We start from the raw sequence: 18,711 nt of genomic DNA on the forward strand, positions 1-18,711 counted from the left end.
CTCCACCACAGCAGCCACACCACCGCCCGGGGGGGGCAGGTCGAGCTGCCCCCTTCCCCCCCCCCCCTGCCGGCGCGCGGGCCCGGCTCTCTCCCCCCCCCCCCCCCCCCCCCGGGACGTCGACTCGGCTGCCGCTTTGTCGTGGCCCGTCCGCTCAGCGCAGGCGACGCGGACCCAGATCGGCCTTGGTGGGCTCAGGCCCGATGCGCACCCGGGCGTCGGTGATCTGCGCGCCGTCGGCGGAGGCCAACACAGGCTCGCAGGAGATCTCGCGAATGTCGGCGATGTCCTCTGCCAGAGCAGAAATACGCTGAACGAGGTCGATCAGGGCATTCTTGTTGACGGGCACCGCATTTCGGTATCCGGACAGCAGCGGAGCCGCTTTGGGCGCGTCGATGAGCTGCGCGGCCTCGTCTTCGGTCAGCGGCAGCACCCGGTACGCGCGGTCACCCAACAAGTCCGAGATCACCCCGGCCAACCCGAACGAGATGAGTGATCCGAACGACGGGTCGTCCTGCACGCGCACGACGCATCCGATGCCCTTGACCGCCATACGCTGAACGTGCAGCAACGGCTCGCCGGAGTCCGCAGCGAGGTTCCGGTACGCCACGCGCACTGCCGAGGCGTCGGCCATGTCCAAGCGCACTCCCCCGAGATCGGGCCGGTGTCGCCACCGCTCCCCGGTCGCCTTCACCGCCACCGGGTAACCCAGTTCGTCCGCCGCGGCGACCGCCTCGTCCTCGTCGGTCACGATTCTGAAGGCCACGACGTCGAGTCCGTAGCAGGACAACAGTTCTGCGGTCTCGAAGTCCGAGAGCCACCGTCCGTGACTGCCCGACGACCGCCATCCTTCCACCAGTCGCTTCGCGCGATCGGAGTCGATGCTCTTGGGACGGACGAGGTTCGACACCGGTCGCGAACGCCACGACGAGTAGCGCCACGCGGCAGCCAGGGCCGCAACCGCCCGCTCCGGACTCGAGTACGACGGCACCGAACCGCGAACGGGATGACCACCCGGTCCGCGTACCGCCAGGACGTCGGGGATTCCTTCGGTGGCCAGGAAAGTCGAGAGCACGGGCTTGTCGGATCCACGAACGGCATTGCCGAGCGCGGCCGCGAACGGTTCGACCTCGACGGCGACCGGAGGCACGAACACGACGATGACGGCATCGATGTCCGACGCGGCCAAGGCCGAGGACACCGCCGCAGCGAACTCTTCGGGACCCGCCTGCGGACCTACGTCGGTCGGATTGCTCGCATGCAGGCCCTTGGCTCGCGCAGCGTCGACGGCCAGCACACCCAGAGCCGTCGAATTTCCCACCACGGCAACCCGCGGGCCAACAGGAAGAGGCTGATTTCCGAACAGGACGGCGCAGTCGAACAGTTCGGAGATGGTGTCGACCTGGATGACGCCGGCCTGCGCGAACAGTGCGCGCACGATCGAGTCGTCGATGTCGGCACCGATCGCGTGGGCGGGCGGCACGGCACCGCGTCCGCTCTTGACCGCGATGATCGGCTTGGTGCGTGCGACCCGTCGAGCGATCCTGGTGAACTTCCTGGGATTACCGAAGCTCTCGAGGTACAGCAGGATCACCTCGGTGGCCGGATCCGAGTCCCAGTACTGAAGTAGGTCGTTGCCGGACACATCGGCGCGGTTTCCAGCCGAGACGAACGTCGACAGTCCCAGCCTGCGGTTGGCGGCCTCGTCCAGAATCGCGATGCCGAGGGCTCCGGACTGACAGAAGAACCCGACGTTACCCGGCGTGGGCAGATGCGGAGCCAGGGTGGCGTTCAGACCGAACTCGGGATCGGTGTTCGCCACACCGAGCGCGTTGGGCCCGATCAAGCGCATTCCGTGCGCCCTCGCGGCGAGCACCAGCCTGCGTTCGCTCTCCTGTCCCGCGGGTCCGGTCTCGCCGAATCCGCCCGAGACCACCAGTAACGCTTTGACGCCCTTGTCGAGGCAGTCGTCCAGTACCGCGTCGATCGCATCGGCGGGTACCGCAGCGATCGCCAGATCGACCGGATCCGGGATGTCGTGCACCGTGGCGTAGGCGCGGACTCCGCGGACCGACCGGTGGTCGGCGTTGACGGGATACACCGGGCCGGTGAAGTTGCCCGCCAGCAGATTCGCGAGAACGGCGTTGCCCACCTTGGAGCTGTCCGTCGACGCTCCGATCACGGCGACCGATCGAGGGCTGAGCACGTTGCGCACACTGCGGGCCTCGGCGGCACGTTCACGCGAATTGCGCACCGAGAGCAGCGCTTCGCTCGGGTCGATCGCGAACTCGAGTCGCAACACTCCCCCCTCGAAGGACCTGCTGACCTGATAACCCGCTTCGCGGAAGACGGTGACCATGTTCCGGTTCTCGGCGAGCACCTCGGCGACGAACATGTTCACCCCGTTCTCGGCAGCCGCCCCCGCGAGGTGTTCGAGCAGGATCGGCCCCAGCCCGCGGCCCTGATGCGCGTCGGCGACGACGAAGGCCACCTCGGCGGAATTGCCGTCTCCCTCGGGAAGTCGTTCGTACCGGCCGACCGCGATGATGTCGTCACCGAGCACCGCGACGAACGCGACTCTGTCGTGGTGGTCGACGGTGGTGAAGTTGAGCACGTCACGCTGGGGCATCGTGGGGTAAGGACCGAAATACCGCAGGTACCTCGTCCGCTCGGACAGCCGGCCGTGGAACGCGACGATGCGCTCGGAGTCCGACGGGACGATGGGACGCAGGTGCACCACACCGCCGTCGGAGGTCAGGACGTCGGCAACCCAGTGCCGCGGAAACGACGTCTCCGCTCGCTCCCGTGCCAGGTCCTTCTCGCTCGGCTCCGACGCCGCAACGGCAGGCTCCTCGGCCGAGGGGCTGTCGGTCGGATCAGTCACGCGGGTCCTCCGGATCGAGTCCGAGCAGTGGAAACACTGCTCGACGGGTGGCGATGATCGCCGAATCGACGCGTTCGAGCGCCCTGTCGGTGCCGTCCGCGCCTGCGAGAGACCCACCGGGTCCGTCCCAGGCGGGATAGTCGACGTCTCCCCCGTCACCCATGGTCTGCGGTAGGTCGACGCTCGGTGCCATGGTCCGCACCCGCTCGCGCCACGTGTCCGGCAGCGGAGACATCGGGTCGATGTCGCGGCCGAGCGCGGCAGCGATGAGGTGCGTCCAGGACCGTGGAACGACGCGCACCAAGCCGTACCCACCACCGCCGACGGCCAACCACCGACCTTCGGAATGCTTGTCCGCCAGATCGCGCATGGCCAGGAACGCAGCGTTCTGGCCGTCAACGGTCAGGGCGAGGTCCGCGAGGGGATCCTCGCGGTGGCTGTCCACACCGCATTGGCTGACGATGATCTGGGGCCGGAACGCCGCGATCGCGCCCGGCACGATCGCGTGGAACGCGCGCAACCACAACCTGTCCGCGGTTCCGGGCAGCAACGGGACATTGATCGAGCTTCCCTCACCGCGTTCGGTTCCCACCTCGGTGGACCATCCGGTGTTCGGCCACAGCGTCGCCGGATGTTGATGCAACGAGACCGTGAGCACTCTCGGGTCACCGAGGAAAGCCGCTTGAACGCCGTCCCCATGGTGAGCGTCGACGTCGATGTAGGCGATTCGGTCGAACCCGTTGTCCAGCAACCACGAGATGGCGATGGCGGCGTCGTTGTAGACGCAGAAGCCCGATGCCCAGTCGGCCATCGCGTGGTGCATACCGCCACCGATGCTCACCGCGCGTCGAGCGCGACCCGACGCGATCTCGCGGGCGGCGGCCAGCGAGCCGCCGGCGAGCATGGCGCTCGCCTCGTGCATCTGCGGAAACACCGGATTGTCGTCGGAACCGAGTCCGTGGACGACGTCGTCGGGATCGCGCAGGGCCGGGCCCTGAGACGGTGCCTGTTTGACGGCCTCGATGTACGCGCTGGTGTGAAACCGGAGCAACTCCGAATCCGGTGCTGCGGCGGGCTCGACCAATTCGACACCTTCGAGCAGGCCGATGTCGGTGGCGAGCGCCATCGTCAGATCGAGTCGAGTCGGGTTCATCGGGTGGTCGTCGCTCCACCGGTAGCCGAGGTAGTCCGCGCTCCACACGACGATGTCCTCGGGGCGGTTCGGGATGGACGCGGCGGCGCGTGTCGCCTGATCAGACATAGGGACAAAACTACGTTGTCGGGCGGGATGGTGTTGCCGGGTTCCGTTGTTGTCCCCGGAGTCCCCCTGTGAGAAGCCACGGGAAAAGACGTCCACCGTTGTGGTGCGCCGCGCCCGCTGCGACTGGGTGCAGCGCCTATTTCGGGACGCTGACGGTAGGATCGAGCCCGACGAAGGGGTTGAGTGTGAAGGATCTGGTCGACACCACGGAGATGTACCTCCGGACGATCTACGATTTGGAAGAAGAGGGCGTGATTCCGCTCCGCGCGCGAATCGCCGAGCGGCTCGAACAAAGTGGTCCCACCGTCAGCCAGACCGTTGCTCGGATGGAGCGCGACGGGCTGTTGTCCGTCGCGGGCGATCGGCACCTGGAGCTGACCGAGAAGGGTCGAAGTCTGGCGGTTGCGGTCATGCGCAAGCACCGTTTGGCGGAGCGCCTGCTCGTGGACATCATCGGTCTGCGCTGGGAAGACGTTCACGCCGAGGCGTGCCGCTGGGAGCACGTGATGAGCGAGGAGGTCGAGCGTCGTTTGGTGACCGTACTGAACAATCCGACGACCTCGCCGTACGGCAACCCGATCCCGGGGTTGGCCGAACTCGGGCTCGGCCAGTCGACTCTGGCACCGGAGGCTCTCATCCGCCTCACCGACGTTCCGGTCGGCCAACCGACTGCCGTCGTGGTGCGTCGTCTCGCCGAGCACGTCCAGTCCGACCCCGAGGTGATCGCTCAGCTCCGCGAGGCAGGCGTGGTCCCCGATGCTCGCGTTACAGTCGAGGCCAAGCCCGGATCGATCACGATCACGGTGCCAGGACACAGCGGTGTCGACATATCCGAGGAGATGGCGCACGCCGTCCAGGTGAAGAAGGTCTGACCTCCCACCGACGACGGCGTTCGACGCGTGTGAGGGAGAACGAACAGTGAAGCTTCTGGTCACCGGTGGTGCGGGCTACGTCGGCAGCGTCTGCGCGGCCGTGCTCGTCGAGCGCGGACACGAGGTCGTGGTCGTGGACAACCTGTCCACCGGTAACCGGGACGCCGTGCCCGGTGGTGCCACGTTCGTCGAAGGTGACGTCAAGGACGTCGCCGCGGACGTGTTGATCGGCGGCGGCTTCGACGCCGTCCTGCACTTCGCCGCGCAATCACTGGTGGGCGAGTCGGTGGTCTCGCCCGACAAGTACTGGAGCGGGAACGTCGTCACCTCGCTGGCGTTGCTCGATGCCATCCGAGCATCCGGCACCGCGAAGCTGGTGTTCTCCTCGACCGCCGCCACGTACGGCGAGCCCGAGAAGACTCCCATCACCGAGGACGCACCCACCCGCCCCACCAATCCCTACGGTGCCACCAAACTCGCGATCGATCACGCGATCACCTCGTACGCCGCGGCCTACGGCCTCGCAGCCACCAGCCTCCGGTACTTCAACGTCGCCGGTGCCTACAACGGTTTCGGCGAGAATCGCGTCGTCGAGACCCACCTGATTCCGCTCGTGCTTCAGGTCGCTCTGGGGCAGCGCGAGAAGATTTCGGTGTTCGGCACCGACTGGCCCACTCCGGACGGTACGGCTGTTCGCGACTACATCCACGTCGCAGACCTGGCCGAGGCACACATTCTCGCCGTCGATGCCGCACAACCGGGTGAGCACACCATCTACAACCTCGGCAGCGGCACCGGATTCTCCGTGCACGAGGTCATCTCGTCCTGCGAGCGCGTCACCGGTCTGCCCATCGCCGTCGAACATGCTCCCCGTCGTGCCGGTGATCCTGCGGTCCTGATCGCCTCGAGTGCGCGTGCGGTCGAGGAGCTGAAATGGACGCCGGAGCTGACCGATCTCGATCGGATCGTGGCCGATGCGTGGACCTTCCTGCAGCAGCTCGGCGATCGGTCGCACGCAGCGCGCTGACCCGCGTTGCCGGCCGATGATCGATGTGCCCGACCGGCCGTCACCGTCGACCGAACGGGTCGCCGGGCAACCGAACTCCGCAGGCGCGCGCGCACGCGAAGCCGCTCTCGGCCACTTCGCGAACGAGTTCGGGACCTGCTCCTGCGCTGAGCGATCGGTCCAGCAGTCGCGCCAGTGAGTAGGTCTCGTCGGCTTCCAGTGCAGCGTCGATCGCGACGCGGGCCATCGGCCCGTCTCCGCGCACGTACGCGCCGAAGGCCAGAAGTGTTGCGGCGACGGCGCGTGCGCCCTTCGGCAGGACGCGGGACATTCTTGCCCAGAACTCTTCGACGAATCCGGCGTCGTCGCCAAGCGTCAACGCCAGCACTGCGTCACGCACCTGGACGTGGCCGATCGCGAGTGCGATGCGAGCGATGTCGGTCGGATCCAATTCGGTGTCGTACGGTCCGCGTGCGATGTACGACAGCACCGAGGTCAAGTCGTCGGTACGAGACCGGGTGCCCTCGCGTCGTTGTCGCGACATTTCGGCCGCCACGGCCCGCACCGTCGCGTCGGGGCCCGGTGCGATGGTCTCGGCGAGCTCGCACCTGGACTTTCGGACGGAGTAGCCGTCGAGCACGCGTGCCACGGTCATCGGAGACGCCGAAGGATCGGATATCAGGCCGTGCCGCTGCGGTCCGCGCAAGGTCCACCACTCGGCGGAATCGGCGATCTCCGACGCCGCGAGGGCCTCGCCGAGCTGTACTCCGAACGATGCGAGTGCGGCGTCGAGTTCGATCACCAGCGCTTCGACGTCGAGCAGATGCGCTGTTCTGACGGCTCGGTCGAGCCTGTCGTCGACGAACACCGCCATGACCGCGGGGATGTTCTCCCTCGCGCAGTAGCCGGCAAGGTGGCCGATGGCGTCGAGCATCTCCTCGGTCGCGCGGGTACGACCGCCTGCGCGCCGATCGGCGTGTTCGCCTGCCAGGACGAGGTCGTGACGCATCGTGGGTCCGACGCCGGCACCGCCGTCCTGGACCGCGATGAGCACCATCGATCGATGCGGGTGGAATCCGAGCATGGCCGGCACGGCTGCCATCAGGTCGCTCACGTGACCGAGTCGAACGCGATGGCGGGAGTCGAAGTTGTCGTGTGAATTCGTCGGTGTGTGCATACCGGAGAATCCTGGCCGGGGTCCTGACGACCGACGAAGTCCCGACCTGGGCTTTCGAACTGCCCTGTGGAGAACCGGTGTGTTGTGGACCGATCGAGTCGCCGGAGCTGTGGACGACCGATTCGTGTCGGTGCGATCTGCTATCGCTCCGTCAGCCCTGGCCGACCTTCTGGACGGCCGCGGTGAACAGCTCGTCGAGGGTCATCGCGTCGGGCGTGCCCGAGCCGAACGACATGAACGTGGCCGACACTCGCACCCCGTCGATCTGGGCCATCAACGTCAGCATCGACTGCGTGACGGCGTCGCCGCCTGCACCCGATGCAACGGTCTGCCGGACGGCCAAGGTGTCGTCCGCGTCGATGGGCGGTGCCGGCGTCAGAGTCGAGGTCACCGTCGAGGTCGCACCGGACTTGGTTGCCGTCACCTCCCCGCACTGTTCGAGCTGCTCCTTGCGCGCCGAGAGCGGTTCGTCCACTGCGGTCAACTCGATCGAGATGGTCGATCGACTGTCGTTGTCGGTTCCGACGATCATGGCCGTTCCCGTCGGGCCGAAGTCCTGGTCGGCAGGCTTGCATCCCGCCGGGCTGACCTCGGCACCGGCCGGTATTCCGCTGAGATCGGGTGCGGCTTGCGAGATCGCCTGCTGGGGCAGAACCAGGGCGTCGTACGGTGCCGGGAAGCTGGACGGGTCGATCAGCAGCGTGTTCAGATCCACACCGGACCGCGCCGACGAGGTGGCACTGCCTGCGCTGGGTTCAGCGGTGCCCGTGACGGTCGAGCTGCACCCCACCAGTACGAGCGCTCCGATCGCCGCCGACGTGGCAGCGCTGGTCAGGCGGGTTCTCCGTGCGGCGGGGCTCACAAGACGTCCTCTTCGAGTAGGTGGGACGCCGCAGCACTCGCTCCGGCGTCCCACCACTGTCTCATTCCGACCACCTCGAACGCGGCAGGCGACCTACCGCAGTGTCGCGATGTCAGCTTCCGCGGGCGATCCACTCCTCGAGGTGCGGTGCCTCGTCGCCGATACGCGTGCCGTCGCCGTGCCCGGTGTTGACGCGAGTCTCGACGGGAAGCGCGAAGAGTCGATCACGGATGGACCCGATGATGGTCGGGAAATCCGAGTACGACCGGCCGGTGGCACCCGGACCGCCGGAGAAGAGGGTGTCGCCGCTGAACAACTCCCCCGCCTCCGGCAGGTACAGGCACGTCGATCCCGGTGAGTGCCCGGGTGTGTGCAACGCCAGGATGTCGGTTCCGGCCACGGTGATGCGCTGGCCGTCCTCGAGGGTCGAGTGCCCGACGCCCGGGTGCGTCTGCTCCCACAGCATCTCGTCGGCCGGGTGCAGCAGAATCGGCGCGTCGAGGGTGTCCGAGAGCTCGGGTGCCACGGTCACGTGATCGTTGTGACCGTGTGTGCAGACGACGGCCTTGACCGTGCGACCGGCTACCGCGTCGACGATCGGGGCCGCGGTGTGGGCTGCGTCGACGATCACGACCTCGTCGTCGTCGCCGATCAGCCAGATGTTGTTGTCGACGTCCCAGGTGCCACCGTCGAGACTGAACGTGCCCGAGGTGACCACGTTCTGGACACGGAATCGACCACTCACAGGATCACCACCGACCGCAGCACGGTGCCCTTGTGCATCTTGTCGAACGCGGCTTCGACGTCCTCGATGGTGATGCGTTCGGTGACGAACTTCTCGAGCGGCAGACGGCCCTGCTGGTACAGATCCACCAACTGCGGGAAGTCGCGCTCGGGCAGGCAGTCGCCATACCAGGACGACTTCAGCGAGCCGCCGCGGGAGAAGAAGTCGATGAGCGGCATCTCGAGAGTCATCTCGGGAGTCGGAACGCCGACGAGCACCACGGTTCCGGCGAGGTCGCGTGCGTAGAACGCTTGCTTCCAGGTCTCCGGACGGCCGACGGCGTCGATCACCACATCGGCACCGAAGCCTCCGGTCAGCTCCTGCACGGCCTCGACGGCGTCGACCACGGAGGAATCGACGGTGTGGGTGGCTCCGAGTTCGAGGGCCCATTCGAGCTTGCCCGGGTCGCGATCGACCGCGATGATCGTCGATGCACCCGCCAATCGGGCTCCGGCGATCGCGGCATCGCCGACGCCGCCGCAGCCGATCACGGCCACCGAGTCTCCGCGCGAGACGTTGCCGGTGTTCATCGCTGCCCCGAGCCCGGCCATCACTCCGCAGCCGAGCAGTCCGACGACGGCGGGATCGGCGTCTGCGGCGACCTTGGTGCACTGGCCCTCGTGCACCAGGGTCTTCTCGGCGAATGCGCCGATGCCCAGCGCAGGGGTCAGCTCGGTGCCGTCCTCGAGGGTCATCTTCTGTGCTGCGTTGTGGGTGTCGAAGCAGTACCACGGGGTGCCGCGCTTGCAGGCTCGACATTCGCCGCACACGGCACGCCAGTTCAGGACGACGAAGTCGCCGACCTCGACGTGCTCGACGCGGTCGCCGATGGTCTCGACGATTCCGGCTGCCTCGTGTCCGAGCAGGAACGGGAACTCGTCGTTGATGCCGCCTTCGCGGTAGTGCAGGTCGGTGTGGCACACCCCGCAGGCCGCGATCTTGACCACGACCTCGTTCGGCCCGGGATCGGGGATGGTGATCGTCTCGATGGAGACGGGCTCGCCCTTGCTCTTGGCAACGACAGCGCGGACCTGCTGCGGCATGTGTTCCTCCACTGTGAATCGGGTGTTTCGTGCTGGGCTCAGCCTCGCACAACGCATCAGTACGTGGCGACATCTGCATGGGTTCGGCCTCCGAATCTCGGAGTTCACAAGGTTGTGACCGGGTGGGCACGCAGTCTTTGCGTGCGGGCGGTACCTATGACGAATGTCTGAACCCATGGAGTACGACCTGGTGGTCATCGGCTCCGGCCCAGGTGGCCAGAAGGCGGCCATTGCGGCTGCGAAGCTCGGCAAGCGGGTGGCGATCGTGGAGAAGGGCCACATGCTCGGCGGGGTCTGCGTCAATACCGGCACCATTCCGTCCAAGACGCTGCGCGAGGCCGTTCTGTACCTCACGGGCATGAATCAACGTGAGCTGTACGGGGCGAGCTATCGGGTGAAGGCCGACATCACTCCGGCCGATCTGTTGGCGCGAACCCAGCACGTGATCGGTAAGGAGATCGAGGTGGTGCGCTCGCAACTGCTGCGCAACCGGATCGAGCTCATCACCGGCGTCGGAAAGTTCCTCGACGCGCACACCATCGTGATCGAGGACGAGTCGCGAGGTGAACGCATCACGGTCAAGGCAGCCAATGTGGTGATCGCCACCGGCACCGCTCCCGCGCGTCCCGCCGACATCGCGTTCGACGATTACCGCGTCCTCGACTCCGACGGGATTCTCAATCTCGAATTCATTCCGGCGTCCATGGTCGTGGTCGGGGCCGGGGTCATCGGAATCGAGTACGCATCGATGTTCGCTGCCCTGGGAACGAAGGTCACCGTTGTCGAGAAGCGCGATTCGATGCTCGACTTCTGCGATCGCGAGATCATCGAGTCGTTGCAGTTCCACCTCCGCGATCTCGCGGTGACGTTCCGCTTCGGGGAGGCGGTGACCGCGGTCGACGTCGGCCCGAACGGAACGGTGACCACCCTTGCCAGCGGCAAGCGGATCCCGGCGGAGACGGTGATGTACTCGGCCGGCCGTCAGGGTCTGACGACAGCACTCGAACTCGAGAACGCCGGTCTGGAGGCCGACGCGCGCGGTCGCATCTTCGTCGACGAACATTTCCAGACCAAGGTCGATCACATCTACGCGGTCGGTGATGTCATCGGATTTCCGGCGTTGGCCGCGACGTCGATGGATCAGGGCAGGCTGGCGGCGTACCACGCGTTCGGCGAATCCAGCGCGAAACTGACCGATGTGCAGCCCATCGGCATCTACTCGATTCCCGAGGTCTCGTACGTCGGAGCCACCGAGGTCGACCTGACGAAGGGATCGATTCCCTACGAGGTGGGGGTGTCGAGGTACCGCGAACTCGCTCGGGGTCAGATCGCCGGCGACTCGTACGGCATGCTCAAGCTGCTCGTCTCCACCGAGGACCGGTCGATTCTCGGCGTACACATCTTCGGGTCGGGTGCGACGGATCTGGTGCACATCGGACAGGCCGTGATGGGGTGCGGCGGCACCGTCGACTACCTCGTCGATGCGGTGTTCAACTACCCCACACTGTCGGAGGCGTACAAGGTTGCCGCCCTCGATGTCACGAACAAGATCCGTGCGCTGGCCAACTTCGACCGCTGATGTCGTCCTCGGCACGAGGGCAACCCGGGACGGGGAATGAACAGCGGTCCACCGGTTGTTCTTTCGGATAGTGAATCGCCACGATCGACGTCGGCGGGTACGGGGCTCGCGCCCAGGATCGGCGTATTCTTACCCGATGCTCGCTTCGAGGTACCTACGAGTCGATCCGAAAGGGGCCCGGCCATGACCGAACAGTCGAAGATGTACGAGCTGGAGTTTCCGGCACCGCAAATCTTCTCCAACGACGGAGTCGGACCCGTCCTCGTGCACGGTCTGGAGGGCTTCTCCGACGCGGGTCACGCAGTGAAGTTGGCGACGACTCATCTGCGCGAGAGCCTGGAGTCGGAACTCGTCGCGTCGTTCGACGTCGACGAGTTGATCGACTACCGGTCCCGTCGGCCGACGATGACGTTCAAGTCCGATCATTTCTCGGATTACGACGCTCCCGAACTGAATCTCTATGCCGTCAAGGACCGCACCGGCACCCCGTTCCTGCTGCTGGCCGGTATGGAACCGGATCTGCGGTGGGAGAAGTTCACCACTGCCGTTCGCCTGCTCGCCGAACAGCTCGGAGTCCGTCGGACCATCGGTCTCGGCTCGATCCCGATGGCCATTCCGCACACTCGGCCGCTCGGTGTGACGGCCCACGCCAGCGACAAGGAGCTGGTCAAGGAAGGCAACAGCTGGGCAGGTGACCTGCAAGTGCCCGGCAGCGCGTCGTCCCTGCTCGAGCTCAGGATGGCGCAGCACGGTCACGAGTCGATGGGCTTTTCGGTGCACGTACCGCACTACCTCGCCCAGACGGACTACCCCGGTGCAGCCGAAACGCTGCTCGAGAACGTCAGCGAAGCCGCCGAGTTGGACCTGCCGCTGGCCGCGCTGGGTGAAGCTGCCGCACGGGTTCGGGAGCAGGTGAACGAGCACATCACCGGAAACGAAGAAGTCCAGTCGGTGGTGCAGGCACTCGAGCGTCAGTACGACACCTACGTGGCCGCGCAGGAACAGCAGTCGACGCTGCTGGCCAGCGACGAGCCACTGCCGAGCGGCGACGAGCTCGGGGCCGAGTTCGAGCGCTTCCTCGCCGAGCAGGCCGGTCTCGACGAGGGAGAAGACACCACCGAGCAGTAGCAGTGTGAGCGGTCACAGAGGATGATGGCTCGGGCGCGCACATCGGACAGTTCGGGCGGATCGAAACATACCTGTAACCGCAAATACGCCCGATGTTCTGCCCCGAGCGTCATCTCGTGCAAGAGTCGTACCAACACGTACTCGGGTACGTACGTCCACACACTCGTGCACGGCGTCGCCGTCGTGTGCCGCTTCGCGCGGTGCACCAGGGAATTTCAGGAGGCGCAGATGAGCACCAATCCGCGCAGTCGCAAGCTCCGCCCGGTTCCCGACGAAGAGCCACGGCTGATCTTCCGGACCATTCACGGATACCGGCGGGCGTTCCGCATGGCCGGTGAAGGACCGGTCCTGTTGTTGATCCACGGGATCGGTGACAACTCCGAGACGTGGAACGAGGTGATCCCGCACCTCGCGAAGAACTACACCGTCATCGCTCCGGATCTGCTCGGGCACGGTCGCTCGGACAAGCCCCGTGCCGACTACTCCGTCGCCGCGTACGCCAACGGCATGCGTGACCTGCTCTCGGTGCTGGGCATCGAACACGTGACCGTAGTCGGACACTCACTGGGCGGCGGGGTCGCCATGCAGTTCGCCTACCAGTTCCCGGGCATGGTCGACAGGTTGGCTCTGGTGTCCTCCGGTGGCGTCACCAAGGACGTCCATCCCCTTCTTCGACTGGCATCCATGCCGTTTCTCAGCGAGGCGGTCAAACTGCTCCGCCTGCCCGGTGCCATCCCCGCGGTGAAGTTGGCGGGCAGCCTCCTGAGCACACTGCACAGCTCTCCCCTGCGTCCCGGGTCGCTCCTGCACGACACTCCGGATCTGATCCGAGTGCTGAGTGAGCTTCCGGCCCCGACGACGTACGAGGCGTATCTGCGGACCCTGCGCGCCGTCGTGGACTGGCGCGGCCAGGTGGTCACGATGCTGGACCGGTGTTACCTGACCGAGAATCTGCCGGTGCTGCTCGTCTGGGGTGATCAGGACTCGGTGATTCCGGTCAGTCATGCGCACCTCGCTCATTCGGCCATGCCCGGTTCCACGTTGGAGGTGTTCGAGAATTCCGGACATTTTCCGTTCCGAGACGACCCGATGCGCTTCCTGCAGGTCGTGGAGGACTTCATCGATTCCACCCCGTCGTTGACGTTCGACGAAGTGCGGTGGCGCAACCTGCTCATCACCGGTGTCGGCGAGGACATGATCACCGGCAGCGCGAGTACGAGACTGGCAGTGCTCGGAGCCATGGGCTCGGACGAACGCAGCGCCACCTGACGCATCGACGGACCCCGCCCGGCGCAGTGTCGATGCGGGTCCGGCCGTCGATCCCACATAGCCTGTAGAGGTGCTTCTCACCGAACTGATTCCCGATACCGCCGCCGCTCGGTCCGACGGCGTCGACCCGGACGTCCTGTTCGACACGTTCACCACCTGGACTGCCGATCGCGGTCTGACCCTGTATCCCGCGCAGGAGGAAGCTCTCATCGAGCTGGTCTCCGGCTCCAACGTCATCCTCGCGACGCCGACCGGATCGGGTAAGTCGATGGTGGCCATCGGAGCCCACTACGCCGCGATGGCCGCGGGCATACGCAGCTTCTACACCGCGCCGATCAAGGCACTGGTCAGCGAGAAGTTCTTCGCTCTGTGCGAGATCTTCGGTGCTCAGAACGTCGGCATGATGACGGGCGACGCGTCGGTCAACTCCGGAGCCCCGATCATCTGCGCCACCGCCGAGATCGTCGCGAACCTCGCCCTGCGTCAGGGCCGCGGCTCCGACATCGGCCAGGTGATCATGGACGAGTTCCACTACTACTCCGAGCCCGATCGAGGGTGGGCCTGGCAGGTGCCGTTGATCGAACTGCCGCACGCCCAGTTCCTGTTGATGTCCGCGACCCTGGGCGATGTCTCGTTCTTCCGGGACGATCTGACCCGGCGCACCGGACGCACGACCACCGTCGTCTCGGGCTCCGAACGTCCGGTTCCACTGATGTTCTCGTACGTCACCACTCCGATCAGCGAGACCATCGAAGAACTGGTGGAAACGCATCTCGCGCCGGTGTACGTCGTACATTTCACGCAGGCCGCGGCACTCGAACGAGCCCAGGCGCTGACGAGCGTCAATGTCGCGTCCAAGCAGGAGAAGGCCGAGATCGCCGAGGCCATCGGCGCCTTTCGCTTCACCACAGGTTTCGGGAAGACCCTGTCGAGACTGGTTCGGCACGGCATCGGGGTGCACCACGCCGGCATGCTTCCCAAGTATCGACGGTTGGTCGAGAAGCTGGCGCAGGACGGTCTGCTCAAGGTGATCTGTGGAACGGACACGTTGGGGGTGGGCATCAACGTTCCCATTCGCACGGTGTTGTTCACCGGACTGACCAAGTACGACGGCATCCGCACCCGCAAGCTTCGGGCCCGCGAGTTCCATCAGATCGCGGGACGCGCGGGCCGAGCCGGCTACGACACCCTCGGCACCGTCGTGGTGGAGGCCCCCGAACACGACATCGAGAACGCGCGTCTGGTGGCCAAGGCCGGCGACGATCCGAAGAAGCTCAAGCGTGTGCAGCGCAAGAAGGCACCCGACGGTTTCGTCTCGTGGGGTGAGCCGACATTCGAGCGGATCATCGCCGCCAGCCCGGAGCCGCTCACGTCCCGGTTCTCGGTGAGCAACGCGATGTTGCTCAACGTCATTGCCCGGCCGGGCAATTGCTTTCATGCCATGCGACACCTGCTCGAGGACAATCACGAGACCCGGCCCGCTCAGCGCAAGCACATCTTACGGGCGCTCTCGCTCTACCGTGGTCTGGTCGATGCGGGCATCGTCGAGCAACTCGACGAGCCGGACGCCGACGGTCGACATGCTCGACTGACGGTGGACCTGCAACCGGACTTCGCGCTCAATCAGCCGCTGTCGACGTTCGCGGTCGCGTCCTTCGACCTGCTGGACGCCGAATCACCGACCCATGCCCTCGATGTGGTGTCGATCATCGAATCGACCCTCGACGATCCGCGTCAGATCCTCATGGCACAGCAGCACGCCGCGCGCGGCGAAGCGGTGTCGCAGATGAAGGCCGACGGCATCGAGTACGACGAGAGAATGGAGCTGCTCGAGGAGGTCACGTGGCCGAAACCTCTTACAGAGCTGCTCGTTCCGGCATTCGAGATCTACCGCGGCACCCATCCGTGGCTCTCCGAGGTCGGCCTGTCGCCCAAGTCCGTGGTCCGCGACATGGTCGAGCGCGCGATGACGTTCGCAGAATTGATCAGCCACTACGGTCTGATGCGGTCCGAGGGACTCGTCCTGCGGTATCTCGCCGACGCTTATCGCACACTGCGCCAGACGGTTCCGCCGGAGTCTCGAACCGAAGAGGTACAGGACATCACCGAGTGGCTGGGTGAGCTCGTTCGGCAGGTGGATTCGAGCCTGCTCGACGAGTGGGAGAACCTCACCGATCCCGGTGCCGAGCCGGAAGCGCTCGTGGAGGCGTACGGATCCGACGTGCCGCGTCCGATCTCGGCCAACCCGCGAGCCTTCCGAATCCTCGCGCGCAATGCGATCTTCCGCCGCGTGGACCTGGCGGCGCGCCGACAGTGGAACACGCTCGACGACCTCGACGACGGCCCGGACTGGGAGGCCGAACTCGAACCGTTCTTCGCCGAATACGGCTCGATCGGAACCGGCCCGTCGGCCCGTGGCCCCGCGTTGTTCACCCTGAACGTCGGTGCGGAGTCCACGACGGTGCGTCAGGTGTTGGAGGACCCCGACGGGGACCACGGCTGGTCGCTCGACGCCGTCGTCGATGTGCCCGAGTCCGATGCGGCAGGCGAGATCGTGTTCGACGAGATCGTGATCACGCCCGGCTGAGGCCATCTGCTTGGCCGGCACGAACCTCGGTGGCGAGAAGACTTGCCAGCGCCCGGTATTCGGCCGAGCGCGCACTCGTGGATCGGTGCACGAGACCGATCGTGCGGCCGGGAGCCGGGTGTGCGAATTCCGCGGTGGACAGGCCCGCACGAGCGACCTCGACCCCGACGGCGCTGCGCGGCAGCAGCGTCAGACCCAGCCCGCCTGCAACGCACTGCACCACCGTGGTCAACGACGCCGCCCGGGTAGCGCTCGCGTCGGGCGCGATGTCGACCGAGCGGCACAGGTCGAGGGTCTGCTCGCGCAGGCAGTGCCCCTCGTCGAGCAGGAGCAGAGGCAGGCCTCGGAGGTCGGCGACGTCCAGATCCCGCCGCCCCGCCAGTGGGTGCTCGGCAGGTAACGCGAGCACGAAATCCTCGGTGTACATGGATATTTCGATCAATCCCGGGTCGGCGAGGGGCAGCGCGAGAACGGCGACGTCGAGGTCACCGGAGCGGAGTGCGTCCAGCAGTCGGGCGGTGTGATCCTCCACTATCCTCGGCACGAGGTCGGGATACTCGGCGCGTACGGCCGGGAGTACTGCCGGCAGCACGTACGGTGCCACGGTCGGAATGATTCCGAGCCTGATACCACCGGTCAGGTGGCCACCCAATCCTGCTGCGGTAGCGACGAATCCGTCCACCGCGTCCAGTGCCGCGGTGGCCCGAGCGAGCAACTGACCGCCGGCAGGCGTCAACAACACCCGGCGAGTGCTGCGCTCGATCAGCTGCACCCCCAGCCCCTGCTCGAGCGCAGCAAGAGCCTGCGACAGCGAAGGCTGGGTGATACTCAGTTGCGCTGCGGCAGAACCGAAGTGGCGATGACGTGCGATCGCCGCGAAAGCCCGCAGATGCGACAGGGTCGGCTGATAGCTTCGATCGGTCACGCCTATCAGTGTAGTGCCACTCATCACGTTTACCTTTGACCACACTTTTGGCACACTCGTACCGGTCGGCCGGGCTCGTACGGCTGCATTCACGCCACCGACCCCGAACCGCTCACATACGGAACCGACGCGATCATTCGACACGAGGAGACCACATGGCACTGTTGACAATTGGCGACCAGTTCCCTTCATACAACCTGACCGCCGTCATCGGCGGAGACCTGTCCAAGGTGAACGCTCAGCAGCCCGACGATTACTTCACCACCGTCACCAGTGACGATCATGCAGGCAAGTGGCGCATCGTCTTCTTCTGGCCCAAGGACTTCACGTTCGTGTGCCCCACCGAGATCGCCGCGTTCGGCAAGCTGAACGAGGAGTTCGAGGACCGTGACGCACAGGTCCTCGGTGCGTCGGTGGACAACGAGTTCGTCCACTTCCAGTGGCGGGCACAGCACGACGAGCTCAAGACCCTCCCGTTCCCGATGCTGTCGGATCTCAAGCGTGAATTGGCTGCTGCCACGGGTGTTCTCAACGCCGATGGTGTCGCCGACCGCGCCACGTTCATCGTCGACCCCAACAACGAGATCCAGTTCGTGTCGGTCACGGCAGGCTCGGTGGGCCGCAACGTCGACGAGGTCCTTCGAGTTCTCGATGCCCTGCAGTCCGACGAGCTCTGCGCCTGCAACTGGAAGAAGGGTGATCCCACCATCGACGCAGGCGAACTGCTGACGGCGAGCGTCTGACATGACGATCGACAACCTCAAGAACGCCGTCCCCGAGTACGCCAAGGACCTCAAGCTCAATCTCGGTTCCATCGCCCGTTCCACGGTGCTCAGCGAGCAGCAGCTGTGGGGCACGCTGCTGTCGGTGGCGGCAGCGTCGAAGTCCGCGACGACGTTGAAGGAGATCGCCGAGGACGCTGCCGATTCACTGTCGGCCGAGGCGTACAACGCGGCACTCGGTGCGGCGTCGATCATGGGCATGAACAACGTCTTCTACCGAACCAAGGGATACCTCGGCGGCAAGTACGACGATCTGCGCGCCGGCCTGCGCATGAACATCATCGGCAACCCTGGCGTGGACAAGGCCGACTTCGAGCTGTGGTCGCTCGCGGTGTCGGCCGTCAACGGGTGCAACCACTGCCTGGAGGCACACGAGAAGACCCTGCGCGCCGAGGGCGTCGACCGCGAGAAGATCTTCGAGGCCATCCGTGCCGCGTCGATCGTCGCAGGTGTCGCGCAGGCGATCGAAACAGGGCGAATCCTCGACGGTGCCGCCGTCTGAGCGTCGTCTCGCACTGTTCACCGAACGAGGGATCCGCGGCCGCGGGTCCC

At 66.0% G+C, this 18,711-nt stretch carries 15 protein-coding genes; 8 read left to right on the top strand and 7 right to left on the bottom strand.

Annotated elements, in window-relative coordinates:
* Nucleotides 1–154: 154 nt before the first annotated feature.
* Nucleotides 155–2,812, bottom strand: a complete 2,658-nt coding sequence (locus CH306_RS22755) for a bifunctional acetate--CoA ligase family protein/GNAT family N-acetyltransferase (protein WP_032398411.1) — start codon at nucleotides 2,810–2,812, stop codon at nucleotides 155–157.
* Between the two features lie 64 nt (nucleotides 2,813–2,876).
* A complete protein-coding gene (locus CH306_RS22760) occupies nucleotides 2,877–4,145 on the bottom strand; it encodes an acetoin utilization protein AcuC (RefSeq protein WP_094648031.1) in 1,269 nt (422 codons plus the stop codon).
* 185 nt (nucleotides 4,146–4,330) lie between these two features.
* On the opposite strand from CH306_RS22760, the gene CH306_RS22765 reads away from it, so the two are divergent.
* Both CH306_RS22765 and galE read left to right on the top strand, forming a co-directional pair.
* A complete protein-coding gene (locus CH306_RS22765) occupies nucleotides 4,331–5,017 on the top strand; it encodes a metal-dependent transcriptional regulator (RefSeq protein ID WP_032397915.1) in 687 nt (228 codons plus the stop codon).
* A 46-nt stretch (nucleotides 5,018–5,063) separates the two neighbouring features.
* The gene (galE, locus tag CH306_RS22770) at nucleotides 5,064–6,044 is read left to right on the top strand and encodes a UDP-glucose 4-epimerase GalE (protein ID WP_045195416.1); all 981 of its coding nucleotides are present in this window, start codon (nucleotides 5,064–5,066) and stop codon (nucleotides 6,042–6,044) included.
* A 40-nt stretch (nucleotides 6,045–6,084) separates the two neighbouring features.
* Here galE and CH306_RS22775 read toward each other — a convergent pair whose 3' ends face one another.
* The 4 genes from CH306_RS22775 to CH306_RS22790 form a co-directional block, all read right to left on the bottom strand.
* The gene (locus tag CH306_RS22775; RefSeq protein ID WP_179272745.1) at nucleotides 6,085–7,137 is read right to left on the bottom strand and encodes a DUF4192 domain-containing protein; all 1,053 of its coding nucleotides are present in this window, start codon (nucleotides 7,135–7,137) and stop codon (nucleotides 6,085–6,087) included.
* Nucleotides 7,138–7,351: 214 nt separating this feature from the next.
* Nucleotides 7,352–8,062 carry a DUF5642 family protein gene (locus CH306_RS22780; protein ID WP_094648033.1) on the bottom strand — a complete coding sequence of 237 codons (711 nt, stop codon included), beginning with the start codon at nucleotides 8,060–8,062 and terminating at the stop codon, nucleotides 7,352–7,354.
* Nucleotides 8,063–8,174: 112 nt separating this feature from the next.
* Nucleotides 8,175–8,807 (bottom strand): MBL fold metallo-hydrolase, encoded by a 633-nt coding sequence (locus CH306_RS22785; RefSeq protein ID WP_045195419.1) that lies wholly within the window; start codon nucleotides 8,805–8,807, stop codon nucleotides 8,175–8,177.
* Nucleotides 8,804–9,889, bottom strand: coding sequence for an S-(hydroxymethyl)mycothiol dehydrogenase (locus tag CH306_RS22790; protein ID WP_032397911.1), 1,086 nt, complete (start codon nucleotides 9,887–9,889; stop codon nucleotides 8,804–8,806). Before CH306_RS22790 ends, CH306_RS22785 begins: the two co-directional genes overlap by 4 nt.
* Nucleotides 9,890–10,052: 163 nt before the next feature.
* Between CH306_RS22790 and sthA the strand changes: the two genes are divergently transcribed.
* The 4 genes from sthA to CH306_RS22810 all read left to right on the top strand — a co-directional run bounded on the left by sthA (nucleotide 10,053) and on the right by CH306_RS22810 (nucleotide 16,452).
* The gene (sthA, locus tag CH306_RS22795; RefSeq protein WP_094648034.1) at nucleotides 10,053–11,468 is read left to right on the top strand and encodes a Si-specific NAD(P)(+) transhydrogenase; all 1,416 of its coding nucleotides are present in this window, start codon (nucleotides 10,053–10,055) and stop codon (nucleotides 11,466–11,468) included.
* Between the two features lie 183 nt (nucleotides 11,469–11,651).
* The gene (locus CH306_RS22800) at nucleotides 11,652–12,596 is read left to right on the top strand and encodes a proteasome assembly chaperone family protein (protein WP_032397909.1); all 945 of its coding nucleotides are present in this window, start codon (nucleotides 11,652–11,654) and stop codon (nucleotides 12,594–12,596) included.
* Nucleotides 12,597–12,824: 228 nt separating this feature from the next.
* Nucleotides 12,825–13,865, top strand: a complete 1,041-nt coding sequence (locus tag CH306_RS22805; protein ID WP_032398408.1) for an alpha/beta fold hydrolase — start codon at nucleotides 12,825–12,827, stop codon at nucleotides 13,863–13,865.
* A 70-nt stretch (nucleotides 13,866–13,935) separates the two neighbouring features.
* Nucleotides 13,936–16,452, top strand: a complete 2,517-nt coding sequence (locus CH306_RS22810) for a DEAD/DEAH box helicase (protein WP_094648035.1) — start codon at nucleotides 13,936–13,938, stop codon at nucleotides 16,450–16,452.
* Here CH306_RS22810 and CH306_RS22815 read toward each other — a convergent pair.
* The gene (locus tag CH306_RS22815; protein WP_094648036.1) at nucleotides 16,439–17,377 is read right to left on the bottom strand and encodes a hydrogen peroxide-inducible genes activator; all 939 of its coding nucleotides are present in this window, start codon (nucleotides 17,375–17,377) and stop codon (nucleotides 16,439–16,441) included. The genes CH306_RS22810 and CH306_RS22815 overlap by 14 nt on opposite strands.
* A gap of 155 nt (nucleotides 17,378–17,532) precedes the next feature.
* Here CH306_RS22815 and CH306_RS22820 point away from each other — a divergent pair, with 155 nt between their 5' ends.
* Both CH306_RS22820 and CH306_RS22825 read left to right on the top strand, forming a co-directional pair.
* A complete protein-coding gene (locus CH306_RS22820) occupies nucleotides 17,533–18,120 on the top strand; it encodes a peroxiredoxin (protein ID WP_032397906.1) in 588 nt (195 codons plus the stop codon).
* Nucleotide 18,121: 1 nt separating this feature from the next.
* Nucleotides 18,122–18,661 carry a carboxymuconolactone decarboxylase family protein gene (locus CH306_RS22825; protein ID WP_032397905.1) on the top strand — a complete coding sequence of 180 codons (540 nt, stop codon included), beginning with the start codon at nucleotides 18,122–18,124 and terminating at the stop codon, nucleotides 18,659–18,661.
* Nucleotides 18,662–18,711 lie beyond the last annotated feature (50 nt).

The organism is Rhodococcus sp. 15-725-2-2b (assembly GCF_002259075.1).
GTDB lineage: Bacteria > Actinomycetota > Actinomycetes > Mycobacteriales > Mycobacteriaceae > Rhodococcoides.

Excerpts from the sequence above, each read along its gene's own strand:
- CH306_RS22760 (WP_094648031.1), bottom strand. The coding sequence starts at position 4,145 with ATGTCTGATCAGGCGACACGCGCCGCCGCGTCCATCCCGAACCGCCCC.
- CH306_RS22790 (WP_032397911.1), bottom strand. The coding sequence starts at position 9,889 with ATGCCGCAGCAGGTCCGCGCTGTCGTTGCCAAGAGCAAGGGCGAGCCC.
- sthA (WP_094648034.1), top strand. The coding sequence starts at position 10,053 with ATGTCTGAACCCATGGAGTACGACCTGGTGGTCATCGGCTCCGGCCCA.
- CH306_RS22800 (WP_032397909.1), top strand. The coding sequence starts at position 11,652 with ATGACCGAACAGTCGAAGATGTACGAGCTGGAGTTTCCGGCACCGCAA.
- CH306_RS22805 (WP_032398408.1), top strand. The coding sequence starts at position 12,825 with ATGAGCACCAATCCGCGCAGTCGCAAGCTCCGCCCGGTTCCCGACGAA.
- CH306_RS22820 (WP_032397906.1), top strand. The coding sequence starts at position 17,533 with ATGGCACTGTTGACAATTGGCGACCAGTTCCCTTCATACAACCTGACC.
- CH306_RS22825 (WP_032397905.1), top strand. The coding sequence starts at position 18,122 with ATGACGATCGACAACCTCAAGAACGCCGTCCCCGAGTACGCCAAGGAC.